Origin of the sequence: Catenulispora pinisilvae, from assembly GCF_015356865.1 — a bacterium.
In the GTDB taxonomy this organism is placed as follows: domain Bacteria; phylum Actinomycetota; class Actinomycetes; order Streptomycetales; family Catenulisporaceae; genus Catenulispora; species Catenulispora pinisilvae.
Genome location: NZ_JAAFZA010000148.1, coordinates 1 through 25,617, shown reverse-complemented (window position 1 = coordinate 25,617; position 25,617 = coordinate 1). Strand labels below are relative to the sequence as shown.

General features: G+C 69.8%; 22 protein-coding genes. 7 read left to right on the top strand and 15 right to left on the bottom strand.

What is annotated here, in order from left to right:
* Nucleotides 1–16: 16 nt before the first annotated feature.
* The 7 genes from IZR01_RS32040 to IZR01_RS32010 form a co-directional block, all read right to left on the bottom strand.
* Nucleotides 17–478 (bottom strand): HIT family protein, encoded by a 462-nt coding sequence (locus IZR01_RS32040; RefSeq protein ID WP_323747159.1) that lies wholly within the window; start codon nt 476–478, stop codon nt 17–19.
* Nucleotides 479–587: 109 nt separating this feature from the next.
* Entirely contained in the window at nt 588–1,541 is a 954-nt protein-coding gene (locus IZR01_RS32035) for an esterase/lipase family protein (RefSeq protein WP_194926040.1), read from the bottom strand.
* Between the two features lie 106 nt (nt 1,542–1,647).
* On the bottom strand, nt 1,648–2,427 hold the full coding sequence (locus IZR01_RS32030; protein WP_194895700.1) for a nucleotidyltransferase domain-containing protein: 780 nt from the start codon (nt 2,425–2,427) through the stop codon (nt 1,648–1,650).
* A gap of 202 nt (nt 2,428–2,629) precedes the next feature.
* Entirely contained in the window at nt 2,630–4,906 is a 2,277-nt protein-coding gene (locus tag IZR01_RS32025; protein ID WP_228560668.1) for an ABC transporter ATP-binding protein, read from the bottom strand.
* A complete protein-coding gene (locus tag IZR01_RS32020; RefSeq protein WP_194895699.1) occupies nt 4,903–6,636 on the bottom strand; it encodes an ABC transporter ATP-binding protein in 1,734 nt (577 codons plus the stop codon). Before IZR01_RS32020 ends, IZR01_RS32025 begins: the two co-directional genes overlap by 4 nt.
* Before the next feature lie 76 nt (nt 6,637–6,712).
* A complete protein-coding gene (locus IZR01_RS32015) occupies nt 6,713–7,432 on the bottom strand; it encodes a TetR/AcrR family transcriptional regulator (RefSeq protein WP_194895698.1) in 720 nt (239 codons plus the stop codon).
* Nucleotides 7,433–7,495: 63 nt separating this feature from the next.
* The gene (locus tag IZR01_RS32010) at nt 7,496–8,113 is read right to left on the bottom strand and encodes an NADPH-dependent FMN reductase (protein WP_194926039.1); all 618 of its coding nucleotides are present in this window, start codon (nt 8,111–8,113) and stop codon (nt 7,496–7,498) included.
* 148 nt (nt 8,114–8,261) lie between these two features.
* Here IZR01_RS32010 and IZR01_RS32005 point away from each other — a divergent pair, with 148 nt between their 5' ends.
* Nucleotides 8,262–9,014 (top strand): TetR/AcrR family transcriptional regulator, encoded by a 753-nt coding sequence (locus IZR01_RS32005; protein WP_194926038.1) that lies wholly within the window; start codon nt 8,262–8,264, stop codon nt 9,012–9,014.
* 121 nt (nt 9,015–9,135) lie between these two features.
* Here IZR01_RS32005 and IZR01_RS32000 read toward each other — a convergent pair whose 3' ends face one another.
* Entirely contained in the window at nt 9,136–10,098 is a 963-nt protein-coding gene (locus tag IZR01_RS32000) for a LysR family transcriptional regulator ArgP (protein WP_194926041.1), read from the bottom strand.
* A gap of 70 nt (nt 10,099–10,168) precedes the next feature.
* Between IZR01_RS32000 and IZR01_RS31995 the strand changes: the two genes are divergently transcribed.
* Entirely contained in the window at nt 10,169–10,783 is a 615-nt protein-coding gene (locus tag IZR01_RS31995) for a LysE/ArgO family amino acid transporter (RefSeq protein WP_194926037.1), read from the top strand.
* Nucleotides 10,784–10,912: 129 nt separating this feature from the next.
* On the opposite strand, the gene IZR01_RS31990 is transcribed toward IZR01_RS31995, so the two are convergent.
* From IZR01_RS31990 to ggt, 4 genes are all read right to left on the bottom strand, one after another.
* The gene (locus tag IZR01_RS31990; RefSeq protein WP_194926036.1) at nt 10,913–11,764 is read right to left on the bottom strand and encodes a MetQ/NlpA family ABC transporter substrate-binding protein; all 852 of its coding nucleotides are present in this window, start codon (nt 11,762–11,764) and stop codon (nt 10,913–10,915) included.
* Between the two features lie 92 nt (nt 11,765–11,856).
* Nucleotides 11,857–12,513 (bottom strand): methionine ABC transporter permease, encoded by a 657-nt coding sequence (locus IZR01_RS31985; protein ID WP_194895693.1) that lies wholly within the window; start codon nt 12,511–12,513, stop codon nt 11,857–11,859.
* Complete coding sequence (locus IZR01_RS31980) at nt 12,510–13,616, bottom strand: methionine ABC transporter ATP-binding protein (protein WP_194926035.1); 1,107 nt, start codon at nt 13,614–13,616, stop codon at nt 12,510–12,512. The genes IZR01_RS31985 and IZR01_RS31980 overlap by 4 nt, the downstream gene beginning before the upstream one ends.
* Nucleotides 13,617–14,054: 438 nt before the next feature.
* Entirely contained in the window at nt 14,055–15,917 is a 1,863-nt protein-coding gene (gene ggt, locus IZR01_RS31975; RefSeq protein WP_194926034.1) for a gamma-glutamyltransferase, read from the bottom strand.
* A 204-nt stretch (nt 15,918–16,121) separates the two neighbouring features.
* On the opposite strand from ggt, the gene IZR01_RS31970 reads away from it, so the two are divergent.
* The gene (locus tag IZR01_RS31970; protein ID WP_194895690.1) at nt 16,122–17,066 is read left to right on the top strand and encodes a DMT family transporter; all 945 of its coding nucleotides are present in this window, start codon (nt 16,122–16,124) and stop codon (nt 17,064–17,066) included.
* Between the two features lie 56 nt (nt 17,067–17,122).
* Here the strand turns inward: IZR01_RS31970 and IZR01_RS31965 are convergent, their stop codons facing one another.
* Nucleotides 17,123–17,905, bottom strand: a complete 783-nt coding sequence (locus tag IZR01_RS31965; protein ID WP_194895689.1) for an SDR family NAD(P)-dependent oxidoreductase — start codon at nt 17,903–17,905, stop codon at nt 17,123–17,125.
* Between the two features lie 105 nt (nt 17,906–18,010).
* Here IZR01_RS31965 and IZR01_RS31960 point away from each other — a divergent pair, with 105 nt between their 5' ends.
* The 4 genes from IZR01_RS31960 to IZR01_RS31945 all read left to right on the top strand — a co-directional run bounded on the left by IZR01_RS31960 (nt 18,011) and on the right by IZR01_RS31945 (nt 23,252).
* Complete coding sequence (locus IZR01_RS31960) at nt 18,011–19,735, top strand: bifunctional 3'-5' exonuclease/DNA polymerase (RefSeq protein WP_194926033.1); 1,725 nt, start codon at nt 18,011–18,013, stop codon at nt 19,733–19,735.
* 47 nt (nt 19,736–19,782) lie between these two features.
* On the top strand, nt 19,783–20,340 hold the full coding sequence (gene idi / locus IZR01_RS31955) for an isopentenyl-diphosphate Delta-isomerase (protein ID WP_323746411.1): 558 nt from the start codon (nt 19,783–19,785) through the stop codon (nt 20,338–20,340).
* Between the two features lie 153 nt (nt 20,341–20,493).
* Nucleotides 20,494–21,492, top strand: coding sequence for a hypothetical protein (locus tag IZR01_RS31950; protein ID WP_194895687.1), 999 nt, complete (start codon nt 20,494–20,496; stop codon nt 21,490–21,492).
* 209 nt (nt 21,493–21,701) lie between these two features.
* The gene (locus IZR01_RS31945; protein WP_194895686.1) at nt 21,702–23,252 is read left to right on the top strand and encodes an amino acid permease; all 1,551 of its coding nucleotides are present in this window, start codon (nt 21,702–21,704) and stop codon (nt 23,250–23,252) included.
* Nucleotides 23,253–23,400: 148 nt separating this feature from the next.
* Here IZR01_RS31945 and IZR01_RS31940 read toward each other — a convergent pair whose 3' ends face one another.
* A complete protein-coding gene (locus IZR01_RS31940) occupies nt 23,401–24,159 on the bottom strand; it encodes a bestrophin-like domain (RefSeq protein ID WP_194895685.1) in 759 nt (252 codons plus the stop codon).
* Nucleotides 24,160–24,417: 258 nt separating this feature from the next.
* Nucleotides 24,418–25,398, bottom strand: coding sequence for a polyprenyl synthetase family protein (locus IZR01_RS31935; RefSeq protein ID WP_228554938.1), 981 nt, complete (start codon nt 25,396–25,398; stop codon nt 24,418–24,420).
* Between the last annotated feature and the right edge of the window lie 219 nt (nt 25,399–25,617).

Genomic DNA, 25,617 nt, shown 5'->3' with positions numbered 1-25,617 from the left:
ATCCCATCCCATCCCATCAACCCAACTCCGCCGCCAAAGCCTCGGCGATCTCGTCCATCCGAGAATCCGCAACAGTTCCCGCGTCCCCGTCCCCGGGCCGCAGTTGCCGGAACACCAGCGGCCCCCGAAGGCCGTCCGGCAGATCGGCCATCCTCGGGATGATGTGGAAGTGCACATGCCCGAACCCCGCCGCCTCGGCGAACTGGGCCACATACGTCTTCTCGCAACCGGTGACGGCATGCAGCGCCCGCGACAGCCGAACCTGCCAGGTCCCGAGCCCTGCGGCCTCGGCATCGCTCAACTCCGCGATAGCCGTGACGTGGCGCCGCGGCAGCAGCACCAGCCAGCCCGGCACCGACGTGCCGATCGCGTGCGCCACGCGCCAGTGTTCGTCGGCGGCGACGCGTTCGCGCGGCGGCAACTCCGCCAGGCGCTCGTCGTTCCGGCAGCTGAAGCAGTCGGGGTGGTGGTTGCTCACGGGCGACGATCTTAGAGCCCGAGCCCGAGCCCGAGCCCGAGCCCGAGCCCAGCACGGATACGGGCGGTGCCGCGTCGACGAGAACCGCGGCACCACCCCGCCCGCGGATCTACGAGAAAGCCGACAGGCAAGTCGTCGGAGTAGCCTGCGCCGGATCCAGGGCGTCGACCGCCTCATGCAGCGCGATCTTGTCCGTGGTCCCGATGGCGACGTGCTCGGAGATGTCCGTGGGGCACAGGTCCTGTAGCAGCACGTTGTGCACGTTCGGCCCGTTCAGGAACTGTGTCTGCCACGGCGTGACGACCTCGTCGTACTTCGTCGAGATCACTGTGTACTGCACCCCGGGCACGGTGTCGCCGCCCGCGTTCAGCTGCTGCATCAGCGGTGAGCCGACGATCTGGTCGGTGCACGCCGGGCACGCGGTGCCGATCAGGCCGATCGCGCCCGGGAAGTAGTCGGCGGCCAGGGTCTCGATGCCGTCCAGGTTCGTGCCGTGGTTGGACGGCGCCAGCCCGACCAGGGTGTGCACCTTGGCCGCGCCGCCGAGGAACTTCAGGTAGTAGCGGGGCATCATCCCGCCCTGGCTGTGCCCGACGATGTCGACCTGGGAGGCGCCGGTGGCGGCCAGTACCTGGTCGACGTAGTCCGACAGCTGCTGCGCCGACTGTGCGACCGGCGCCAGGCCGTGGAACACCGGGATGCCGGGTTCCTGGCCGTAGTCGAGTTCGAAGACGCAGTAGCCGCGGGCGGCGATGTACGGCGCGCCGACGATCCAGTTGTCGGCGGCGTTACCGAACGTCCCGTGCACCAGCACCACCGGGCGCGGGTGGTCGGCGCTGGGCCGGCACGAGAAGTCGTTGATCCCCGACGAGGTGGCGGCCTGCGCCGGGGCGGTCAGCGCCACGAACGGCGCGGCCAGCAGCAGGGCGGTCACGGCGCGGATGGCGAGGGTGGTGCGAGTTCGGGTGCGGGTGCTGGTGCTGGTTCGCGTGCGAGTACGGGCACGAGTACCGGCGCGGACCGGGCGGGCGGCGCCGGCGGTGCGGTGTTGGCGTTGACGCATGCTGACTCCCTGGGGACCGGTGGGGTGAGCGGCTTCGGTGATCTGGGTCACACGCGCGTGTTACCGGTCGGTAAAGCTACTCGCAGGTAGCCAGGAAGTCACGAGGTCATGGCAACTCTTTTGCCGAGTTGCACACCGCCTCCACCAGATCGATCGCCCGCAGCGCCTCAGCGGCCGTACACGTCACCGCCGCCTCGCCCGCCCGGTACGCCTTCGCCTTCGCGCACAGATCCGCGTACTCCGGGAACAGCCCGGCCGTGTAGTCGGCCGAGGCCTCCTTCGAGATGATGTCACCGGTCGCGATCGTCGCGTGCAGCCTTCCCGGCCCGGTCACCTCCCACGCCAGCAGGTACGGGTCGATCGGCGACGCGGGGTTCCGTTCGGAGAGCTGCGCCCGATAGTTGGTGTGGGTACGCCAGTAAGACTCCAGATTCCCGTGGTTCCACTCCCGCAGCCACGCTGGATCCGGCGCCACCTTGAGCTCCGAGGCCGTGGGCCCGTGCAGCGTGACGCCGTGCCGGTCCAGGATCGCCCACAGCACCGGATCGGTCGTGCCGCCTTCGGTCTTGAACACCCCGTCCACCGAGAACGGCACCGTTGCTTCAGTGCGCGCACCGAGCAGATTCGGGGTGACGTAGTGCCCGTCCGAATGCGGCTCGTCGTCGGCGCGCGTGGACTCCAGCAGCGTGTGCATCTCGCCGACCATCGCCAGGTCCGTCTCGGTCATCGGCCGGTCGATCACCACGAGCACGTCCAGATCGCTGCGCCCCGGCTGCCAGCCGCCGAGCGCGGCCGACCCGACGACGTAGACACCGCGCACCATGTCCGGCGCGAGCGTCGCGTCCAGGGCCTTCAGGAAACGTTCTGCCGCATGCTCGTAGACCATCTTCGGAGCTTAACAACGTGATCTGTGAGGCCGCACGCGACGAACCGCCGCCGATGAGGAAGCTGAACCGCCGCCGATCAGGAAGCCGGGGAAGCCGGGCCGCCGGCGAATGGCGAACCGGCCGACTCCCCCCTCGGAGTCGGCCGGCTCAGTCCCGATGACACAGAACCCTGTCTCGGTTCTGGTGACGCAGGACCCTGGCTCAGTCCACCTCGGCCAGAGCCTGGGCGAACTGCGCCGCGTACAGCCGCGAGTAGGCGCCGTCGGCGTCCAGCAACTGCGTGTGCGTCCCCTTCTCCACGATCCGGCCGTTCTCCATCACCAGGATCATGTCGGCGTCGCGGATCGTGGACAGCCGGTGCGCGATGACGAACGAGGTCCGCCCCTCCCGCAGCTTGTTCATCGCCCGCTGGATCAGCACCTCGGTCCGGGTGTCGACCGAGGAGGTGGCCTCGTCCAGGATCAGGATCGCCGGCTCGGCCAGGAACGCCCGGGCGATCGTGACCAGCTGCTTCTCCCCGGCCGACAGGTTCGACCCCTCCTCGTCGATGACGGTGTCGAAGCCGTCCGGGAGCGTGCGCACGAAGTGGTCCACGTGCGTGGCCGCCGCCGCGGCCTGGATCCGCTCGATCGAGGCGCCGTCGGTGCCGTAGGCGATGTTGTCGGCGATGGTCCCGCCGAACAGCCACGCGTCCTGGAGCACCATGCCGGTCTGGGCCCGCAGGTACTCCCGGGACATCAACGCGGTGTCGACGCCGTCCAGCAGGATCGCGCCGGAGTCCACCTCGTAGAACCGCATCAGGAGGTTGACCAGCGTGGTCTTGCCGGCGCCGGTCGGGCCGACGATGGCCACGGTCTGGCCCGGTTGCACGGCCAGCGACAGGTCCTCGATCAGCGGCCGGTCCGCGGAGTAGCTGAAGTTCACGTCCCGGAACTCCACCCGGCCGGCGACCCGCTCCAGCTCCACCGGCTGGTCCGGCTCGGCGGACATCTCCTCGGCGTCCAGGATCTGGAAGATCCGCTCGGCCGAGGCCACCCCGGACTGCATCAGGTTGGCCATCGCAGCGACCTGCGACAGCGGCATCATGAACTGCCGGGTGTACTGGATCGAGGCCTGCACGCTGCCCAGCGACAGCGCGCCGGAGGAGACCCGCAGCCCGCCGACCACCGCGACCAGCACATAGGTGACGTTGCCCAGGAACATCATCGCCGGCTGGATCAGGCCACTGATGAACTGGGCCTTGAAGCTGGCGTCGTTCAGCGCGTCGTTCTGCTTCTTGAACTCCGCCGCCGACTCCTCCTGCCGCCCGAACGCCTTGACCAGCTGGTGGCCGGTGTACATCTCCTCGATGTGCGCGTTCAGCCGGCCGGTGGCCGCCCACTGCTGGACGAACTGCGGCTTGGACCGCTTGCCGATCCGCCCGGCCACCAGCACCGACAGCGGCACCATCGCGATCGCGATCAGGGCCAGCAGCCAGGACGTCCAGATCATCATCACCATCACGCCCAGCAGCGTGAAGACCTGCATGACGATCTGCGCCAGCGACTGCTGGAGCGATTGCGCCAGGTTGTCCACGTCGTTGGTGGCCCGGGACAGCACCTCGCCGCGCGGCTGCTTGTCGAAGTAGGACAGCGGCAGCCGGCTCAGCTTGGCCTCGATGTCGGTGCGCAGCCGCGCCATGCACCGGTTCACCACCACGATGACCAGCCGGGACTGGATCATCATGCAGACGAACACCAGGACGTACAGCCCGGCCAGCACCATCAGGATGCTGCCGACCTTGCTGAAGTCGATGCCGTGCCCGGGGCTGAAGTTGATGGAGTTCACCAGGTCGGCCTGGGTGCCGTGGCCGGTGGCCCGCAGGTTCGCGACCAGTTGCTGTTTGGTCGGGTACTGCCCGTTCGGCCCGGGTCTGGCCTGGCGTCCGATGACGCCGGCGAAGATCTGGTCGGTGGCCTTGCCCAGCAGCCGCGGCCCCCAGACCGACATCCCGACGCCGATCGCCGCCATCACCATGGAGAAGATCAGGATCGGCCGCTCCGGGCGCAGGTAGGAGAGCAGCCGGCGCGAGGAGCCCTTGAAGTCCTTCGACTTCGCGGCCGGTCCGGACATGAAGGACGCCGGTCCGCGCAGCGCGCCGCCTTGTTGCGGACGCGGCGCGTCGCCTTCGCTCTCGGTCTCCAGGCGGTCGCCGTCTGGGCCCGTGGAGCCGGGAGCCTGCGGCTCCGCGCCGTTCTGGCCGGCGCCGTTTTGGCTCTCGCCGTTTGTCGCGGCGCCGTTCGTCGCAGCGCCGTTCTGCACGGCACTGTTGCTTGCGGCGCCGTTGCTTGCGGCACCGTTCTGGCTGGCGCCGTTCGCCGCGGCACCGTTCTGCTCGGCGTTCACGACCTCGCCGTTCTCGTGATTCTCGCGGCTCTCGCGGTTTTCGCCGCTCTCGCCGTTCTCGTGGTTCTCGTGGTTCTCGTCCCCCGTGCTCATGCCGCGGCCTCCTCTTCGGTGAGCTGCGAGAGCACGATCTCGCGGTAGGTCTGGTTGGATTCCATCAGCTCGCCGTGCGTCCCGGACCCGACCACCACGCCCAGGTCCAGGACGATGATCCGGTCCGCGTTGCGGATCGTGGAGACCCGCTGCGCGACGATGACCACCGTGGACTCCCGGGTCTGGTCCACCAGCGCGGCCCGCAGCCGGGCGTCGGTGCTGTAGTCCAGGGCCGAGAACGAGTCGTCGAACAGGAAGATCTCCGGCTTGTGCACCAGCGCGCGGGCGATCGCCAGCCGCTGCCGCTGACCGCCGGAGACGTTGGTCCCGCCCTGGGCGATCGGCGCGTTCAGGCCCTCGGGCATCCGCTCGACGAAGTCCCGGGCCTGCGCGGTGTCCAGCGCCTCCCACAACTCCTCGTCGGAGGCGTCGGGCCGGCCGTAGCGCAGGTTGGAGGCGATCGTACCGGTGAACAGGTACGGCTTCTGCGGCACGATGGCCACCGACTGGGTCAGCGTCTTGGGATCCAGCTCGCGCACGTCCACGCCGTCCACCAGCACCGCGCCGTCGGTGACGTCGGCCAGCCGGGGCACCAGGTTCAGCAGCGTGGTCTTGCCCGCGCCGGTGGAGCCGATGATCGCGGTGGTCTCCCCGGGCAGGGCCGTCAGGGACACCTCGTTCAGCACGCAGTCCTCGGCGCCCGGGTACTTGAAGCTCGCCCCGCGCAGCTCCAGCGTGCCCGAGGTCAGCGGCACCTTGGCCGTGGTCGGCACGACGACGCTGGACTCGGTCTCCAGCACCTCGCCGATCCGGTCGGCGCAGACCGCGGCGCGCGGCACCATCATGAACATGAAGGTGGTCATCATGACCGACATCAGGATCTGCATCAGGTAGTTCAGGAACGCCGTCAGCGACCCGATCTGCATCCCGCCGGAGTCGATGCGGTGCGCGCCGAACCACAGCACCCCGACGCTGGCGAAGTTCACGATGGTCATCACGATCGGGAACATCAGCGCCATCAGCTTGCCGACCCGCAGGGAGACGTCCAGCAGTTCGTTGTTGGCCGCGCCGTAGCGGCGGTGCTCGTGCTCGTCCTTGACGAAGGCGCGGATGACCCGGATGCCGGTGATCTGCTCGCGCATCACGCCGTTGATCTTGTCGATGCGCACCTGCACGACCCGGAACAGCGGGCCCATCCGCGCGATGATGATGCTGATGGCGATGCCCAGCGCGGGGATGACCGCGACCAGCAGTCCGGACAGCGGGACGTCCTGGCGCAGCGCCAGGATCACGCCGCCGATCAGCATCACCGGCGCCGCGGCGGCCATGGTGAAGGTCATCAGGACCACCATCTGCACCTGGAGCACGTCGTTGGTGGTCCGGGTGAGCAGCGAGGGCGCGCCGAACCGGCCGACCTCGCGGGTGGAGAAGGCCTGGACCCGGTCGAAGATCCCGGCCCGCAGGTCCCGGCCCAGCGAGGTCGCGGTCTTCGCCCCGAAGTAGACCGCGCCGATCGAGCAGGCGATCTGCAGCAGCGAGAACACCAGCATGAAGGCGCCGGTCTGCAGCACGTAGCCGGTGTCGCCCTTGACCACGCCGTTGTCGATGATGTCGGCGTTCAGCGTGGGCAGGTACAGCGCGCACAGGGTCTGCACGAACTGCAGGGCCAGGACCAGCGCGATCGGTGTTCGGTATGGTCGCAGGTATTGTCTCAGGATTTTGATAAGCATGGCGGTCGTCCCATCTGGCTCGGCGAGCCGACGAACGGTGGCGGTCGGCGTGACCGGGCGAGCACTGTATGCGAAATCAGGGGTTTTCGTTCTTTGATAGACTGGCGTCAGGCGGCGGTTGATCTGTGAACGGGAACGGCGGCTGGTCGGCGAGCGCCGCGGCGGTCTGGACCGCTTGGCGCAGCAGGGCAGTGTAAGGGGCGTCGACGTCGTCGCGCAGCCAATATCTGGTCGCCACCCGCACCGCGCCGCTGACCGCGGCCGCGACGATCCGGGGGAGTAGATCCTCGTTCGGATCCAGCCCCAGCCGCTCGCCGATCACCGGGATCAGCTGCTCCTCGAGCTGCCGCATCGATTCCAGGAAGTGCGGTCGGGCCCCCTCCTCGGCCATGACCTTGCGCAGCGCCTCTTTGCTGTAGCCGCCGTCGGCCATGATCGCCCGCAACTTGTGGACGCTCGCCTTGTCCGGCTCCCGGCCGTCCAGCGTGTACTCCGCGACGACCGCCTCGGCCAGCGCGTCGGCGAAGGGCTCGCCGGCCGGCCGCTCGCTGAAGGCCAGCGCCACGCGCCGGCCCCGGTCGCCGGTCAGCGCGCCGAGCGCGGCCTCGCGGCTGTGGAAGTAGTTGTGGAACGTGCGCGGGGAGACGCCGGCGCGCTCGGCGATGTCGTCCGGGCTGACGTTCTGCAGCCCGCCGTTCTCCACGGCGAGTTCCATGGTCGCCTGGCTGATGCTTCTGCGGGTCTCCAGTCGCTTGCGTTCGCGCAGCGAGCCCGCTTCGTTCTCGTCTCCCGACACGGCTCCACCCTCCTCCGAACTTGCGCTCAGCGCAATTAGTTTTTTGCGCTCAGAGCAAGATTCTCACGCCGCGACGGCCTCCCGCCGGCCCGCGCGCAGCGTCTTCCCGGCCCAGAAGAGCTGGTCGAGCAGGGAGCGCACGGCGGTGTCGCGGGCTTCGGAGGGCAGCGGCCAGGACTTGTCCTCGGCGAACTGGGTCCAGTACTCGTGGAAGCTGACCGTGTCGCGGATCGGCACCGCCGACAGCTCGATGAAGACGTGCCGCAGCTGCTGGACCGCGCGCAGCCCGCCGGAGACGCCGCCGTAGGAGACGAACGCGACCGGCTTGCGGCTCCACTCGCCGTGGTACCAGTCGATCGCGTTCTTCAGCACGGCCGGGAAGCTGTGGTTGTACTCCGGCGTGACGACGACGAAGGCGTCCGCGGCGGTCAGGCGCGGGGCCAGGTCGGCCACCGCGGGCGGACGCGGCTGTCCGAAGCCGGTCATGGTCAGCGGCAGGTCGGCCTCGGCCAGGTCGACGACGTCGAGGTCGAACTCGGGGTGACGCTGGGCGGCCTGGGCCACGAACCAGTCGGCGACGGTCGGGCCGAAGCGGCCGTCCCGGGTGCTGCCGATGATGACGGCGACGTGCAGGGGTTCCTGCGTGCCCCGCGGCGTGTCCTGTGTCGCGTTGGCGGTCATGGCGATCCCCTTCCAGGGAAATGGGCGACGTGGCAATGGGCGACGTGGCGCTGGATGTGTGGTTGTGTACGCCGTACGCTCCAGTGCGTACACCGTACATCTGGGCGTACGATGTACACAAGGCGCGACGACGAGGAGACTTCCGCCCATGGCGAACATCAAGAAGGCGTGCGATCCCGCGGAGCAGGACGGTGCGGCCCAGCCGAGCATCTGGGAACGTCTGGACACCCCGCGCGGCGGCCGCACCACCCTGACCCACGAGGGGATCGCCGAGGCCGCGGTGGCCCTGGCCGACGCCGAGGGGCTGGAGGCCGTGTCGATGCGCAAGCTGGCCGACCGGCTCGGCGTGGCGACCATGGCGCTCTACCGCTACGTCGACAGCAAGGACGAACTGCTGGAGCTGATGACCGACGCGGTCATCGACTCCACCGCCATGGTCGCCGACCCGGGGGACTGGCGCGCGGTGTTCCGCGAGGTGGCCCTGCGGCGCCGCGAGACGGCGCTGGCGCACCCGTGGCTGTCCGCGGCCCAGGCGCACGTGCCGACCACCCTGACACCGAGCCGCAACCTCGCGGTGGAGCGCATGCTCGGCGCGCTGGAGGCGCTGCCGCTGACCGGCGACCAGAAGATGCAGCTGATCCGGGCCCTGGACTCATACTCGCGCGGCGCATCCGACGGCGAGGTGTACCAGCGGATGATGCTGGAGCGGCGCGGCTTCGGATACGACGGGGACATCAGGATCCTGCTGCGCTCCAACATGCAGTGGCTGCTGCGCAGCGGACGCTATCCGCGCTTCGCGAAGGTGGTGCAGGACGGGCTGGCGCCGGCGGACGCGGCGGCCGAGTTCGATCTCGGGGTCGAGGCTCTGCTGGACGGGCTGGCGGCGCGGTTCGGGATCTGATGCGGGTCGGTCTGATCCGGGCGGCGCCGCGCGGCGCGGGTTCTGCGCTGGGTGGCTCAATACAGCCGGCTCAATACAGTCCCCTCAAGGCAGCACAGTCCCCTCAAGCGGCGCAGTCCCCTCAAGGCAGCCGGCGCGCGGCGATCTCGGCCGCGACCGCCCCGACCTCGGTCAACATCGGCGGCGCGAGCTTCCACTGCTGCCAGTACAACGGCACGTCCACCGTCCGGCCCGGCGCCAGATCGACCAGCTCCACCTGCCCGAACTGCTTGCGCTGGACGTCCGGGATCAGGCCCCAGCCCAGGCCGGACTCCACCGCGTACAGGAAGGCGTCCGTGGCCGGGAGATAGTGGCGCGGCCCGCTGGCGGGAGCGCCGAGGCCGCGCAGGAAGGAGTCCTGGAGGTCGTCCTTGCGGTTGAAGATGATGATCGGGGCGACGGACAGCGCGGCGGCCAGCCCGGTCGCGGCGATCGCGTCCGGCAGCCAGCGCCGGATGAAGGCGTGGGTGGCGACGGCCCGGTAGCGCATGTGGCCCAGCGGACGGACCGTACAGCCCTGGACCGGCTTCGGCGAGGAGGAGATGGCCGCCATGACGAGCCCGGAGCGCAGCAACTCGTCGGTGTGGTCCTGGTCCTCGCGGTGCAGGTCGAAGCAGACCGCTGACTCCGCGCCGAACCGGGCCGTGACCTCGGGGAACCAGGTGCTCAGCGAGTCGGAGTTCACGGCGATCGACAGGGTCTGCCAGGTCCGGCGGCGCTCGCCCGGGCCGCCTTCGGAGTCCGTCTCGGCCCCACCGGTCTCACCAGCCCCACCGGCCGCGCCGGTCAGCCCCAACTCGGCGCGCGCGTTGTCCTCCAACCACGCCAGCTGCCGCGCGAACCGCACCACGGCGACGCCGGACTCGGTCGGCCGCAGCGGCTTGGAGCGCACCAGCAGCACCCGGCCGGTGCGCTGCTCCAGCGCCTTGATCCGCTGGCTGACCGCGGACGGCGTGACGTGCAGGACGCGGGCCGCCGCCTCGAAGGTGCCGGCGTCCACCGCGACCAGGAGCGTGCGCACATGGTCCAGAGGTAGATCCGTCATCATGATCTCTAATGATACCCAAGAAAGATTAGCTGGCCTTGAGATCACACGCCTTCCTAGCATCGAGCTCATGACCACCCCGCTCATGGCCGCCGCGGCCGGTCTCGGCACCGGCCTGTCCCTGATCGTCGCCATCGGCGCGCAGAACGCCTACGTCCTGCGCCAGGGCGTCCGCCGCGAGCACGTCGGACCGATCGTCGCGATCTGCGGGGCCTCCGACGCGGTCCTGATCGCCGCCGGCGTCGGCGGCCTGGGGGCACTGGTCCGCTCGATGCCGACCGCGGTCACCGTGATCGCCTGGATCGGCGCGGCCTTCCTGATGACCTACGGCGTCCTGGCCGCGCGCCGCGCCTGGAGACAGAAGGACCACCTGGCCGCCGAGGGCACCGCCGAGACCTCACTGCGCACGGCCGTCCTCACCTGCCTGGCCCTGACCTGGCTCAACCCCCACGTCTACCTGGACACCGTGCTCCTGCTGGGCACCGTCGGCAGCAGCTACGGCAACACCCACTGGTACTTCGCCGCCGGCGCCACCACCGGCAGCATCCTGTGGTTCTCCGGCCTCGGCTTCGGCGCCGGCCGCCTGGGCAAGGTGCTGGCCCGCCCCAAGGCCTGGCGGGTGCTGGACGGGGTGATCGCCCTGACGATGATCACGCTGGGGGTGGCGATGGCCGCCAGGGCGTGAGGCCGCGCGGCGGTAGCGGCCCGGCGCAAAAGCCGATGGCCGCCCGCTCCCTCGTCGGAAGCGGACGGCCATCGGCCCTAAAAGATCCCGGCCCGGGAACGTTGACTGCGGCCGGGCCGGAAACCCGTGTCAGCCGGCGGGGATCACCGATCCGTTGAACGTCTTCTCGATGTACTGCTTCACCTGGTCCGAGGTCAGCAGAGCGGCCAGCTTCTTCACCGCCGGGTCGTTCTCATGCCCCTTCTTCACCGCCAGGAGGTTGACGTAGGGGTTGTCCTGCGTCTTCTCCAGCGCCAGCGCGTCCTTGTTCGGGGTGAGCTTGGCCTGGAGCGCGTAGTTGCCGTTGATCACCGCGGCGTCGACGTCGTCCAGGGCCCGGGGGAGCTCGGCGGCTTCCAGGGGCTTGAACTTCAGGTGCTTGGGGTTGCTCGCGACGTCCTTCTCCGTGGCGGTGGTGCCGGCCCCGGGCTTGAGGGTGATCAGGTTGTTGTCGGCCAACAGCTTCAGCGCCCGGCCCTCGTTGGTGGCGTCGTTCGGGACCGCGACGGTGGCGCCGTCCTTGATCTGGTCCAGGGACTTGGCCTTGTGCGAGTACAGGCCCAGCGGTTCGAGGTGGACGCCGACCACCGGGACCAGGTCCGTGCCCTTGGACTTGTTGAAGTCGTCGAGGTACGGCTTGTGCTGGAAGTAGTTGGCGCCGACCTCGCCGTCCTGGGTGGCCAGGTTCGGCTGGACGTAGTCGGTGAACTCCTTCACCGTCAGCTTCAGCCCGGCCTTGGCCGCCAGGTTGTCGCGGATGTAGTCCAGGATCTGCGCGTGCGGGACCGGGGAGGCCGCGACGGTGATCGAGTCGACGCCGCCGGCCGCGCCGGCCGCCGAGGAGCCCGAGCCGGACGACTTGGCGGAGGAGCAGGCGGTCAGACCCACGGCCAGGACGCCCACGAGGGCGGTCAGGGACGCGGCGAGCTTCTTGTTACGCATGAACAAGTTCTTCTTTCTTCCGGGTGTGTGAGTGGGAATGGGAGTTTGAATGGGAGTGGGGGTGTGAATGGGAGTGGAGCAGTGGCCGGCGGTCACCGGTGGGCCAGGCGCTTGGCGGTGAAGTCGCCGAGCAACTGGACGATCTGGACCAGCACGATCAGCAGCACGACCGTGGCGATCATGAGCCCGTTCTCGAAGCGCTGGTAGCCGTAGCGGATGGCCAGGTCGCCCAGCCCGCCGCCGCCGATCGCGCCGGCCATCGCCGAATAGCCGACCAGCGCGATCACGGTCGTCGTCAGTCCGGCGACCAGCGCCGGCAGCGACTCGGGAAGCAGGACTTTGCGAACCGTCGTCAGATGCGAGGCGCCCATCGCCTGCGAGGCCTCGATCAGGCCTCTGTCGACCTCGCGGACCGCGGTCTCCACCAGCCGGGCGAAGAACGGCACGGCCCCGACGGCCAGCGGCACGATCGCGGCGTCCACCCCGATCGTGGTCCCGACGATCCCGCGGGTGAACGGGGTGATGGCGATCAGCAAGATGATGAAGGGCAGCGAGCGCCCGACGTTCACCACCGTGCCCAGCGCCTTGTTCGCCGCCGCGTTCGCCAGCAAAGCGCCGCGGTCGGTGAGGACCAGCAACAGCCCGATCGGCAGCCCGATCAGCACCGTGAACAGCGCCGACCAGCCGACCATCTGGAACGTCTCCAGGCTCGCCTGCCACAGCAGCGGCTGCATGTCCGACCAGCTCACGACGCGACCTCCTGAAGCGAGTCGGCCGCGGCGTTCCCGGGCGCGCCAGTCTCGGGCCCGGCAGCCTCCGGCGTGACCGTCTCGGGCACGACAGTCTCGACATTGAGCCCCCGCTCCCGCAGGAACCCGACCTGCACGACGTTGTCCTCGAACCGCCCCGGCAGCCCGATCCGCATCCGCCCCACCGTCTGCCCGTTCACCGTCTCGATCGCCGCGCCCAGGATCGTCACGTCGACCGAGTACGTCCGGGCGAGCTGCGAGATCAGCGGCTGCGCGGTGGAGTCGCCGTGGAACGTGACGTCCAGCACCGTGGTGGGGGCCGACTCCGACTCCGACCCTGACTCCGACCCCGCCGGCTCCGGCGCCGGTCCCAGCTGGAACAGCTCCCGCGCCAGCTCGGAGCGCTCCCGGGTGAGCAGGTCCGAGATGGTCCCGGACTCCACGATCCGGCCCTCGCGCATCAGCGCCGCGCTGTCGCACACCGCCTTGACCACGTCCATCTCGTGCGTGATCAACAGCACCGTGACCCCCAGCCGCTCGTTGACCTCCTTCAGCAGTCTCAGCACACTGCGAGTGGTCTCCGGGTCCAGCGCGGAGGTCGCCTCGTCCGACAGCAGCACGTGCGGATCGGCGGCCAGCGCCCGCGCGATCCCGACCCGCTGCTTCTGCCCGCCGGACAGCTGCGCCGGATGTGCCTCGGCCCGGTCGGCCAACCCGACCACGTCCAGCAGCTCATCGGCCCTGGCCCGGCGCTCGCGGCGGGTCAGCGAGCCGCCGATCTCCAGCGGCAGCTCGACGTTCTCCCGCGCGCTCCGGCTGGACAGCAGGTTGAAGTGCTGGAACACCATGCCGATCCGGCGGCGCTCGGCGCGCAGCTGCCGCCCGGACAGCGCCGTCAGCTCGCGCCCGGCCACCGACACCGTGCCGGAGGTGGGACGCTCCAGCAGGTTCACGCAGCGGATCAGCGTGCTCTTGCCGGCTCCGGAGCGGCCGACGACGCCGTAGACCTCGCCGGCGGCGACCGACAGGTCCACGCCGTCCAGCGCGGTCACCGGATGGGTCCGTGCAGGGTAAACCTTTGTCAGGTTGTTTATTTCAATCATGATGCTTTCCAGGGAGCCGCGAAGGAGTGCGGCGGGCGCGCGACAACGGCGCGCCACGAAGGCTTACAGGGGAAGAAAGGGGCTGCTAAAACCGGTCAGGGGAGTCGAAGACTCAGCAGCCGCACATTCGACACGCGAAACGGCAGCACATCATCCCCGGCGCCATGGCGGCGGCGGGCATGCGGGAGCTCGTGTTCGCGATCATGGATATGACTATAGGTGGATCGGCTCGGCGACCCTTACCGTGTCCAGTCTGTGAGACGGCCCGATTCCACGTCCGCGTCAGATCCGCGCTCTACCTGGGGCGATATCGTCAAGGCGTGACGATCGCACGTGCTATGGTCCGGGCGCCTGGCTGGACCGGAGACTTCCAAGAGCTCCGATCCAGCCCTGATTCACGCTCCTCAGCTCTGTGCGCGCTACTTAGCCTTCTGTGCGCTACTTCACCGGGTGTACGACGGCAGCCGCGCCACCGCCGCGCCGCGCCGGTTCGGCCGCGGCCTCGACCGCGCCGTTCGGCAGGAACTCCAGCCCGGTCGCGGCACCGATCTCCGGTGTCGGCGTCCCCGAGGGCGGCGCGAGGGTGAAGGTCTCACCGAGTGCTTCCAGTCCCGGGATCTCCGGCAGGTTCAGGAACGCCGGCTCCGCCTGCGTCGTGCCGGCGTTGCGCTGCGAGGCCCGGGGCGCGGCGATCGCCTGCTCCAGGTTCATCCCCAGATCCAGCCGGTTGACCAGGATCTGCAACACCGTGGTGATGATGGTCGCCCCGCCCGGGGAGCCGACCGCGATGAACGGCCTGCCGTCCTTCAAGACGATCGTCGGCGACATCGCCGAGCGCGGCCGCTTGAAGGCGGCCGGCAGGTTCGGGTCCGGCACGCCCGGATACAGCGGCGTGAAGTCGAAGTCGGTCATCTCGTTGTTCAGCAGGAAGCCCCGGCCGGGCACGGTCATCGCCGAGCCGCCGGTCTGCTCGATGGTCAGCGTGTAGGACACCACGTCGCCCCACTTGTCCGAGGTCACCAGGTGCGTCGTCGACATGCCCTCGGTGTCGGTGTACGAGGTCCCGGTCGGCGCCGTGGCCGAGCACTGCGTGCCCCCGCCCGGTTCGAACGGATTCCCCGGCGCGACCGGGGAGGCCAGGGTGCTGGTCGGGCTGATCAGACAGGCCCGGTCCTTGCCGTACTGCGCCGAGGTCAGCTGCTTGGTCGGGACGTCGCCGAAGTTCGCGTCCCCGACCCAGCGGTTGCGGTCCGCGAAGGCTATCTTCGAGGCCTCGTCATACAGGTGCAGCGCCTGGACCTGGTTGGTCGGGGTGACGTCGAAGTTCGACAGGATGTTGAGGGCCTCCCCGACCGTGGTGCCGCCGGAGGAGGGCGGGGCGATCGAGTAGACGTCCAGGCCCTTGTAGTCCACGTGGGTCGGGGCCTGCACCGGCGCGCTGTAGCCGGCGATGTCGGTCGCGGTGATCTTGCCGGGCCGGAAGTCCATGGTCGGGTTCGGGATCGTCGGCGGGTGCTGCGCGGTGTTCGCGACCTCCTGGCCCAACTCGCCGCCGTAGAACAAGCCGGGACCGTCCTTGGCGAGCAGCTTGTAGGTGTCCGCCAGGTCCGGGTTCTTGAACACCGAGCCCACCGCCGGCGGCGCGCCGCCGGGCAGGAACAGCTTCGCGGTCGGGGCGATCTGCGAGAACCGGGCCTGGTTCATCGCGGTGAAGGAGTTGAACGTGGGGTCGACGACGAAGCCCTTCGAGGCGATGTCGATCCCGCCTTGCAGGGCCTGCTTCAGCGAGATGGTGCCCCAGTCGTCCAGGGCGGTGGTCCAGGTCTTCAGCGTGCCCGGGACCCCGACCGACAGGCCGGAGTCGACCGCGTCGTTGAAGGACAGCGGCTGGCCGGTGGCCGGGTCGATGAACCAGTTCGTGTTCATCGCCGCCGGTCCCGACTCACGGCCGTCGATGGTGGAGACCTTGTGGGTGCGGGCGTTGTAGTACACGAGGAAACCGCCGCCGCCGATCCCGGCCGAGTACGGCTCCACGACGCCCAGGGCGGCCGCCGTGGCCACCGCCGCGTCCACGGCGTTGCCGCCGCGCTTGAGCACGTCCAGGCCGGCCTGGGTGGCGTACGGGCTCACGCTGGCGACCGCGCCGCCGTACCCGGTGGCCACCGGGTTGCGCGGGGGTTGGGCGCCGCCGGGCCCGGCCGGGGCCGGGGCGGCCCGCGCCGCGGTCAGGGTGCCGGTCAGGGCGGCCGCCGTGACCAGGGCGGCGACCGTGGTGGAGCGTCTGCGTCTCGGGATGGACATCTGCTTCCTCCGCGTGATCTTCTCCGTGCTCCCTGCTGGGCTGTCCACTTTGGCAGAGGGCTCATTTCCTGGGAAGCACCGATGGAATATGCTCAGGCCCCCCACGGCTGTTACCGGGGGTGGTCAGACCGTCATCGACCGGGGGTTTCATGTCGGGCGACGGGCATCGGTTTCGTTCGATTTCCTCGCCTTGAGGGGGCACGCGTGTCGAAGCGGGGGTGGCTGCTGTTCGCAGCCATGTCAGTGATCTGGGGTATCCCGTACCTGCTGATCAAGATCGCGCTGGAAGGCATGCCGGCGCCGTTCATCGTGTTCGCCCGCACCGCGATCGGCGCCGCGGTGCTGCTGCCGGTGGCGATGCGCCGCGGCGTGGTCGGCCCGGCCCTGAAACAGTGGCGTTACATCGCGGCCTTCGCGGCCCTGGAGATCGCCGGGCCCTGGTTGCTGCTCGGCGACGCCGAACAGCACATGACCTCCTCGCTGGCCGGACTGCTGATCGCGGCCGTGCCGTTCTTCGTGGCGCTGATCATGTGGCGTCTCGGCGACCGCTCCGCGGTGTCCGGCACCCGGCTGGCCGGCCTGTTCATCGGCCTGGCCGGGGTGGTCGCGATCGTCGGCCTGAACATCGGCCAGGTCCAGGTGGCGCGCATGCTGGAGGTGATCGCCGTCGCCGTCGGCTACGCCATCGCCCCGATCATCGCCGACCGCAAGCTGGTCGGCGTCCCCAGCCTGGCCATCATCGCGATCTCCCTGACCGGCGTGGCGCTCCTCTACGTCCCCTTCGCCGCCTTCAGCCACCCCACGCACATGCCGAGGGCCAACGCCCTGGCCGCGGTCATCGCCCTGGGCCTGATCTGCACCGCCTCGGCGTTCCTGCTCTTCTTCGACCTGATCGCCGAGGCCGGCCCGGCCAAGTCCTCGATGATCACCTTCGTCAACCCGGCCGTCGCCGTGGCCGGCGGCGTGCTGTTCCTCGGCGAGGACATCAAGGCCGGAGTGATCGTCGGCTTCCCGCTGGTGATGGTCGGGCTGGTGCTTTCCACGCTGCGCAGGGAGGGGGCGGCCGCCGCCGTGGCCGTCGCGGACGGACCGGCGCAGTCGGTGGTCGAGCCCTCCGACTGCGGCCCGGAGGCGGCGGCTATCGCCTGAGCGCGGTCAGTCCGCGACCCGACACACGTGGTCGGTCCGTCACCCGGCAGACATGGTCAGTCCGCGACCCGATGAACCTTGTGCTGAGCCGCCTGCGCCCGCGGCCGCACGATCATCAAGTCCACGTTCACGTGCGCCGGCCGCGTCACCGACCACGCGATGCAGTCCGCCACGTCCTCGGCGAGCAGCGGCCCCGGCACACCGGCGTAGACCGAGGCGGCCTTGTCGGCGTCGCCGCCGAAGCGCTTGACCGAGAACTCATCGGTCATCACCATGCCCGGGGCGATCTCGATGACGCGGACCGGCTGGTCGAAGAGCTCCAGCCGCAGGGTCGCGGTCATGGCGTGCATCGCGTGCTTGGACGCGGCGTAGCCGGCGCCGTTCTCGTAGGCGATGTGGCCGGCGGTCGAGGTGAGCATCACCACGGTGCCCTCGCCGGAGGCGATCAGCTTCGGCAGCAGCGCCTGGGTGAAGTTCAGCGCGCCCAGGACGTTGGTCTCGAACATCGAGCGCCAGTCGCCCGGGTCCGCCCCGGCCACCGGATCCGCGCCGATCGCCCCGCCGGCGTTGTTGACCAGCACGTCACAGGACTCCAGCCCGGCGGCGAACGCCTTGATCGCCTCGGCGTCGGTCACGTCCAGCGCCACGGCTTCGGCAGCGCCCCCGCTCTGTGCCGACTCGGCAATCTTCGTCGACTCGGCAATCTCCGCGGCCAGCGCCTCCAACCGCTCCTTACGCCGTGCGACGAGCACCACGCGGTACCCCTCGGCGGCCAGCCGACGCGCGGTGGCGGCCCCGATGCCGCTGCTGGCTCCGGTGACGACGGCGGTCTTGGTCATGGTGCGTCCTTATCGGTCGGTCATAAGTCGGTCATAATCGGCCATAAGTTGGCCGCAGAAGGTTCCAGGCGCCAGTTTGTCAGTGCCATCGCGGACAATGATCGGATGCAGATCGCGGCGACCTACGACCCCGAGGGTTTCAGGGATCGAGGCTTCGTTCAAGCGATCACCCCCGACGCGGACCCGGCCGCGGCGGCGCGCGCCGTCGCCGACCTGGAAGCCGAGGTCGGAGCCCTGGAAGCCGCGTCCCGGCCCGGGGATCCGGACCACCCGCGCTGGGTCTGGCCGGCCACCGCCGACCTGGCCCCGGCCCTGCTCCGGCGTGGCGTCCGCATCGACCGCTGCCACGACCTGGCCCTCACCGAGGCCCTGCTGCTCGCCTATGAGGGCCACTGCGGCGAGCCCCGCTCGCTCGGCGCCGCCTGGGCCCGGCTGCACGGCCTGCCGGTCCCCGAGGACCGCGCCGAGGGCACCATGGCCGCCCCGGCCGACAACCCGACCACCCAGCCCGCGCTGTTCGAGCCGGACCGCTCGCAGCTGGCCGCCGACGTCGACCCGCTGCGCGCGGTGCGCGAGGTCTACGCCGACCAACTCCGCCGCATCGCCGCCACCGCGAACCCCGGCGCGTTCCGGCTGCTGGTGGCCGCCGAATCCGCCGCGTCGCTGGCCGCCGCCGAGATGGCGCACCACGGCCTGCCCTGGCGCGCCGATGTGCACAGCCGCATCCTGGAGGAGTATCTGGGCCCGCGTCCGCTGGACGGCTCACCGCCGCGTGAGATGACCGCCGCCGCCGCCCGACTCGCCACGGCCCTGGGTGTCCGAGCCCTGAATCCCGACTCCGCGCCGCAGGTGACCAAGGCCTTCTCCGACGCCGGGGTGAAACTGCCCTCGCTGCGCCGCTGGGAGCTCAAGGAGATCGACCACCCGGCGATCCCGTTGCTGCTGAAGTACAAAGAGCTCTCGCGGATGTACTCGTTCAACGGCTGGGCCTGGCGCGACACCTGGGTCGTGGACGGCCGGTTCCGCGCCGAGTATTCCGTCGGCGGCGTCGTCACCGGACGCTGGGCGGCCCGCGGCGGCGGCGCGCTGCAGATCGACCGCCGGCTGCGCAAAGCGGTCGTCGCCGACCCCGGCTGGGTCTTCGTCTCCGCCGACGCCGCACAGCTGGAGCCGCGCATCCTGGCAGCGGTGTCGCAGGACCCGGGCATGGCCGAGGCGACACAGAGCGATGACATGTACTCCGCCCTGGCCGGCGTCTTCGAGGGCTCCCGAGACCAGGCCAAACTCGGGCTGCTGGGCGCCATGTACGGCCAGACCGGCGGCAGCGCCGCCGCCCCGCTGGCCCTGATGCGCCGCCGCTTCCCGAAGGCCGTCGCGCTGCTCGACGAAGCCGCCCGCGAAGGCGAGCGCGGCCGCCTGGTCCGCTCCCACCTCGGCCGCACCTGCCCGCCGCCCTCGCAGCGCTGGCAGGAAACGGTCGCCGGGGACGCCGAGGCCGACGCCGCCGACGACAGCAACCGTCGCTCGGGCCAGGTGGCGCGGGCCCGGGGCCGGTTCACCCGCAACTTCGTCATCCAGGCCACCGCCGCCGAGTGGGCCGAGGTGCTGCTGGCCCTGCTGCGCCGGCGGCTGCGCACGCTGGACGGCCCGCAGCTGGTCTTCTTCCAGCACGACGAGGTCATGGTGCACGCACCCGAAGCGCACGCCCCGGCCGTGGCTGAGATGATCACCGAGTGCGCCACCGCGGCCGGCCGGCTGGTCTTCGGTCCCTCTCCCGTGCGATTTCCTATGAGCGTTCACTCGGTGGAGTGTTACGGGGACGCCAAATAGTGCACCCGCGGTGACAGGCCCGGTGCTCAGCGTGCATCCTTCGAGGAGTGGACACCAATGTGGAAGTTGAAGAAGTAGTCCTGCTCGCCGAGGACGGCACGCCGATCGGCACCGCCCCCAAGGCCACGGTGCACACCGACCACACGCCGCTGCACCTGGCGTTCTCCTGCTACGTCTTCGACGACCAGCACCGGCTGCTGGTGACCCGGCGCGCCGGGACCAAGCGCACCTGGCCGGACGTGTGGACCAACTCCGCCTGCGGGCACCCCGGCCCCGGCGAGCAGATCCAGGACGCCGTCCGGCGCCGACTGGCCAGTGAACTCGGGTTGAATATCTCAGTCCTCACCCCGATCCTGCCGGACTTCCGTTACCGGGCGGTAATGCCCAACGGCATCGTCGAGAACGAGATCTGCCCGGTCTTCCAGGCCACCGTGGCGTCGGGAATTACGCCGTCACCAGACCCCGACGAAGTAGGCGAATACCGCTGGATTCCGTGGGCCGAATTCTCCACTCAAGTGCTTTCCGGTGCCTTCGAAGTCTCGCCCTGGTGCCGCTTGCAGGTCCAGGAGCTGGCCGAACTGGATTCCGGCAGGTGGCGGCCCTGATCACATCGTGGTGATCATGTGATCACACAGGGGCTTGTTCGACACCTGTGATGTCGGGCATCATTGCGCGGTGCCCGAAGCCTTTTCGCGGTCATGGGATATGCGTGGCGTGACCCATCTGCCGGATCCCCGCCGGATACCGGCCGACTCGCCATGAGCGCCCAAGACTTCAAACCTGTGATGCACCCGGCTGGTTTCGACGAGCCGCTGGCCCGGATCCTCGGCGAGGTCCGCACCGGCCACTGGTTCTCGATGGCCGAACTGCTGGCCGCCTCCAGCGGTGACAGCAAGCTGCGCTGTACCCGGATCGCGCTGCTGGCCCAGGTCGCCGCCGGATCCAACGCGGCCGACGAATGGGTCGCCGAGCGCCCCGGCCACCCCGACGCGGTGGCGATGGCCGCCCGGGTGGCGGTCGAGCGGGCCTGCAAGGCCGCCGCCAACGGCGTGCCGCAGGCCCGCAACCTGGGCCACCGGGCCGGCGAGCTGTGTGCCGAGGCCGCCGCCCTGGCCCCCGGGGACCCTGTGCCCTACCTGGGCCGGCTCGCCCTGGCCGCCGGCTTCCACGAACACATCGAGGGCCCGGCCTCCTGCCCCGTACCAGGGCCCTGGCACGCCTTCCGGGACCTGTGGCGCATCGACCCGGCCAACCGCGAGGGCTGCCACCGGATGCTCGGCGCGGTCGGCGGCGGCACCGGCCCGAGCCCGGCCGCCGCGCAGCTGTTCGCCTCCAGCATCGTCAGCAGCGTGGGGCTCAGCGGGCGCTCGCCGCTGCAACTGCTGCCGCTGTACGCGCTGGTCATCGCCTACGACTACCGCAAGAACCAGCGCGACGGCCTGGCCCACCTGCTGTGGAGCACCGACGCCGCGCGCACCGAGATGGCCCGCGGATGGAACTGGTTCACCGCCTCCACCCAGGACGACTGGCTGGTCGTGGACCTGTCCCACCTGGCCCACGCGCTGGTCGTCGGCGGCCGCTCGGACCTGGCCGCGGACGTGTTCGACGCCCTGGGCCCCTACGGCTCGAACCGGCCGTGGACCACGATTTCGGCGACGGGGGACGCCGTGGAGGAGTTCGTCCGGGCCCGGACCACCGCGCTGTCGGCAGCGGCGCGGCGTTCCGACCCGCGCGGGCGGCAGCGCGCCGGCCCCTAGGACCGCGCGCTGACGGACCGGCGTACCGGCGCACCGGCGGACAGGTAGGGCCGCAGGGAACGGATTCGCTTTCGAAATCCGCCACCGGCGCCGAGCAAAAGGCAGTACCAGCAGTACCAGCGGTATCGCGGGGAGCTCATTCGCACCATCGCCAGACGTACCACCTTCCCCTATAGGTCTCGAAGGCACCATGGAACGAGGGCAAGTCGATGACTGAAAGCTCAGTAACCTCAGCGATTCCCGTCCCGAACGAGGCGGACTCAGCCGACGCCGCGCAGCTGCGCGCGATCGGTTATGAACCTGTGCTGTCCCGCAAGATGTCCGGCTTCGGCAACTTCGCGATCAGCTTCTCCATCATCTCCATCCTGTCCGGCTGCATGACCCTGTTCGGCTTCGGCATGTCCACCGGCGGCCCGGCCGTCATGGTCTGGGGCTGGATCGGCGTCACCATCGCGGTCCTGCTCATCGGGCTGAGCCTGGCCGAGGTCACCAGCGTCTACCCGACCTCCGGCGCGCTGTTCTTCATGGCACACCGGCTCGGCGGCAAGGGCTGGGGCTGGATCACCGGCTGGCTGAACATGCTGGGCCTGTTCGGCGTCATAGCCGGCATCGACTACGGCGCCGCGGAGTTCATCGGCGCCTTCACCGGCATGGCGTTCGGCTGGACCCCGGACAAGTACGGGCTGGTCGCCATCTTCGCCGGGGTGCTGCTGCTGCACGGCGTCCTGAACACCTTCGGCGTGCGGGTGCTGGACCTGTTCAACCGGGTCAGCGTCTGGTGGCACCTGCTGGGCGTGGCGTTCATCGTGGCCGTGCTGTTCCTGGTCCCGTCCCACCACCAGAGCGCCAGCTTCGTGTTCACCCACTACGCCAACACCACCGGCTTCAAGAGCGCGATCTACGTCAGCGCCATCGGCCTGCTGCTCACCGGCTACACCCTGACCGGCTACGACGCCTCGGCGCACATGTCCGAGGAGACCTCCCAGGCCTCGACGCTGGCCCCGAAGGGCATCGTCCGGTCCATCTGGGTCTCCGGCATCGCCGGCCTGGTCCTGATCGTCGCCTTCCTGTTCGCCATCCAGGGCGGCGGCGACCAGTACGTCACCGAGTCCGCCGGCTCCGGCTACGGCGGTGCGGTGACGGCGCCGTCGATCATCATGCTCGACGCCCTGGGCCAGCACTGGGCCGAGGTGCTGACACTGGTCATCATCGTCGCCCAGTTGTGCTGCGGCCTGGCCGCCATCGGTTCGGCGGCCCGCATGGTGTTCGCCTTCTCCCGCGACGGCGCCCTGCCCGGCTCCCCGACCTGGCGCAAGGTCAACCGCTCGGCGGTCCCGACCAACGCCATGTGGCTGGTGGTCGTGGTGGCGTTCCTGCTGGCCCTGCCCTCGCTGTGGACCATCCAGGCCTACGGCGCGGTGACCGCCATCGCCTCGATCGGCCTGGCCCCGGCCTACGTCATCCCCGGCTTCCTGCGGGCAAGGCAGGGTAAGAACTTCAAGCCCGGCGCCTGGAGCCTGGGCAAGTGGGGCCCGCTGGTCGGGTACTCCGCCTCGGTGTGGGTGGTGATCGAGGTCGTGCTGTTCTGCCTGCCGCAGGCCTCCCCGGTCACCGCGCTGACGTTCAACTACGCGCCGATCGCGCTGGTCGCGGCGATGCTGCTGTCCGGGGTGTGGTGGCTGGTGCGCGGCCGGGCCAGCTACGCTCCGCCGGCCGGCGCGGTCGAGTCTGAGCAGTTCGCGGATCTGGACGTCATCTGAGTTCTGAGTTCTGAGTTCAGGGTTCTGGGTTCAGGGTTCTGGGTTCAGGGCCCAGAGTCCTGGGTTCTTGAATCTGAGTTCTGATAGAACAAGGCACTATTCGGCGCGCCCCGGTTATTCGGGGCGCGCCTGCTTTTTCTTTCGGACGTTATCGAGGTGTTGGCAACCTGTCGAGGAAGACTTTGAACGCCGTTGGATCGACCTTCATCGTCCCGGAGTACGGGTAACTCATTTCCCTGACAACAACTAGCGATACCACCACCAACGCGGCCAGCGTCATCACCATCACGGTGTGCGCGAACGAACTCGACAGGCCGAACAGGAAAGTGAAGGCGACCGTCACCAACGCGCTGCCGATCAGAATCGCCCACAACAGCGGTGGCAACGACTCCTCGGTCTCGTTCAATCGTTGTCTTCGTTGCTCGGCCAACGATTCGACGTGCGTCAGGACGTGGTCGTAGAGCACCTGCTGGGAGATGTCGGCCGGATGGAACGCGAAGACACTGTCCCGGATCTGGTAGACCAGGTTCGTCGCCGTCGGACTGGTCTCGTGCTTGGCCAGCAGCGGCCACTCCTGATCGATGACGGTGTGCGCGTAGTCGAGCGTCTCGTGCTCCAACTGCGAGCCCAGCGGCAACGGCATCTGCCGCGAGATCCAGTAGATGCCGGCGAGCTCGTTCGCCTCCTTGAAGGTGGTCTGGTGCGCGGTGTCGTTGTTCGTCCACAGCGCCACCACGACGAACGCCAGCGGCACCGCGAAGACCACGGACACGGTGGCGAAGATGAACCCCGCGACGTCGTTGTGCGGCTCGCGGCGATGGTGCGGGATGAAGCGTTCGAACAGACGCAGGGTGATGAAGGTCAGAATGAGGACGGCGACGATGGTGCCGTAGTCCTTGGCGGTCATGGCGACCTCCCGGTGTGGTGCTGTGGTGCGCGTGTGGCGCTGTGCGGTGTGGTTTGGTGGTGCGTGATGTGGTGGTGCTGCGCTGTGCTGTGGCGGCGCTGTGCCGTCGTGGGCTGCGCCGCCTAGCAGTGCTGTGCTGTGCTGCGCTTGTGGCGCGGTTTAGTCCTGTGGTGCTGTGCTGTGCTGTGCTGCGCGGCGTGCTGGTTCGCGGCCCGGCGGGCGAGCGCTCGCGGGGCCGTGGCGGCGCGGTTCCCCGCCTCAGTTGGTCCGTCGAGTGATCAGCTCGGCAATGGCGCGCAAATCATGCATCGCGCTCAACTCCACCCTCGACGCCCGTCCCAAGTGCGCATGCGCCTTCGCGATCCGCGCCGTGGCCTCCGTAGCCGCCCAGGCCCTCCCGCCCGCGCGTTCCACAGCATCGGTGGCACTCCGTAGCTCGTGTTCAGTGAAGTCCCGTCCCAGCGCGTAGAGCCGCGCCAACTCCCCAGCCGCCGCCGACCGGCCCGACAGCGCCGCGACCACCGGCAGCGATTTCTTGCGTGCGGCCAGATCCGCCCCCACCGGCTTGCCCGTGACCGCCGGATCGCCCCAGATGCCGAGCAGGTCGTCGGTGAGCTGGAACGCCATCCCGATCTCCCGCCCGAACAAGTCCAGCGCCGCCACGGCCAGCGGATCGGCCCGCACCGCCAGCGCCCCGAGCGCGCACGCGCAGCCCAGCAACGCCCCGGTCTTCTTCCCGGCCATCGTCAGACACTCGTCGAGGGTGACGTCGTCGCGTTGCTCGAACGCGCAGTCCTCGTACTGGCCGTCGCAGATCTCGATGACACACTCCGCCAGCCGGCTCGCCGCCGCGCCCCCGACCAGCCGCAGCGCCAGGGCCAGCATCGCGTCCCCGGCCAGGATCGCGTTCTCGGCGCCGAACACGGTCCACGCGGTGGGCCGATGACGCCGGGTCTGGTCGCGGTCGATGACGTCGTCGTGCAGCAACGTGAAGTTGTGCGCCAGCTCCACGGCCGCCGCGGACCGCAGCACCGCCGGGTCGGTCGCCGACCCGCCGACGGCTGCCGCGGCGGCCAGGACCAGGCCCGGCCGCAGCAGCTTGCCGCCGATGCCGCCCAGCGCGGCGCCGTCGGCGTCCTCCCAGCCCAGGTGGTACGCCGCGATCGAGCGTAATCGGCCCGGCAGCGTCTCGACGGCCGTACGCAGCACCGGCTCCACGGCGTCTCGCGTCCTGCGCAACGCTGCTTCGGCCGCGCCGTGGATGCCGGCGCCCTTCGGCCTCGCGGCGACGTGACCGACCTGACCGACCTGGCCGACCTGGCCGACCTGGCCGACCTGACCGACCTGACCGTCGGTCCGCGCGGCCGGCACGGCAACGCGACCGATACCCCCGCCCTCACCCGCACCGTCACCGACATCTACGGCCCGGCCCTCGGCTATCGCGCCCGGATCGCCCGG

Excerpts from the sequence above, each read along its gene's own strand:
- IZR01_RS31940 (WP_194895685.1), bottom strand. The coding sequence starts at position 24,159 with ATGACCGCCAAGGACTACGGCACCATCGTCGCCGTCCTCATTCTGACC.
- IZR01_RS32025 (WP_228560668.1), bottom strand. The coding sequence starts at position 4,906 with ATGAGCACGGGGGACGAGAACCACGAGAACCACGAGAACGGCGAGAGC.
- IZR01_RS31980 (WP_194926035.1), bottom strand. The coding sequence starts at position 13,616 with ATGATTGAAATAAACAACCTGACAAAGGTTTACCCTGCACGGACCCAT.
- IZR01_RS31965 (WP_194895689.1), bottom strand. The coding sequence starts at position 17,905 with ATGACCAAGACCGCCGTCGTCACCGGAGCCAGCAGCGGCATCGGGGCC.
- IZR01_RS31960 (WP_194926033.1), top strand. The coding sequence starts at position 18,011 with ATGCAGATCGCGGCGACCTACGACCCCGAGGGTTTCAGGGATCGAGGC.
- IZR01_RS32005 (WP_194926038.1), top strand. The coding sequence starts at position 8,262 with ATGGCGAACATCAAGAAGGCGTGCGATCCCGCGGAGCAGGACGGTGCG.
- IZR01_RS31950 (WP_194895687.1), top strand. The coding sequence starts at position 20,494 with ATGAGCGCCCAAGACTTCAAACCTGTGATGCACCCGGCTGGTTTCGAC.
- IZR01_RS32010 (WP_194926039.1), bottom strand. The coding sequence starts at position 8,113 with ATGACCGCCAACGCGACACAGGACACGCCGCGGGGCACGCAGGAACCC.
- ggt (WP_194926034.1), bottom strand. The coding sequence starts at position 15,917 with ATGTCCATCCCGAGACGCAGACGCTCCACCACGGTCGCCGCCCTGGTC.
- IZR01_RS32035 (WP_194926040.1), bottom strand. The coding sequence starts at position 1,541 with ATGCGTCAACGCCAACACCGCACCGCCGGCGCCGCCCGCCCGGTCCGC.
- IZR01_RS32000 (WP_194926041.1), bottom strand. The coding sequence starts at position 10,098 with ATGACGGATCTACCTCTGGACCATGTGCGCACGCTCCTGGTCGCGGTG.
- IZR01_RS31945 (WP_194895686.1), top strand. The coding sequence starts at position 21,702 with ATGACTGAAAGCTCAGTAACCTCAGCGATTCCCGTCCCGAACGAGGCG.
- IZR01_RS32020 (WP_194895699.1), bottom strand. The coding sequence starts at position 6,636 with ATGCTTATCAAAATCCTGAGACAATACCTGCGACCATACCGAACACCG.
- IZR01_RS31990 (WP_194926036.1), bottom strand. The coding sequence starts at position 11,764 with ATGCGTAACAAGAAGCTCGCCGCGTCCCTGACCGCCCTCGTGGGCGTC.
- IZR01_RS32030 (WP_194895700.1), bottom strand. The coding sequence starts at position 2,427 with ATGGTCTACGAGCATGCGGCAGAACGTTTCCTGAAGGCCCTGGACGCG.
- IZR01_RS31995 (WP_194926037.1), top strand. The coding sequence starts at position 10,169 with ATGACCACCCCGCTCATGGCCGCCGCGGCCGGTCTCGGCACCGGCCTG.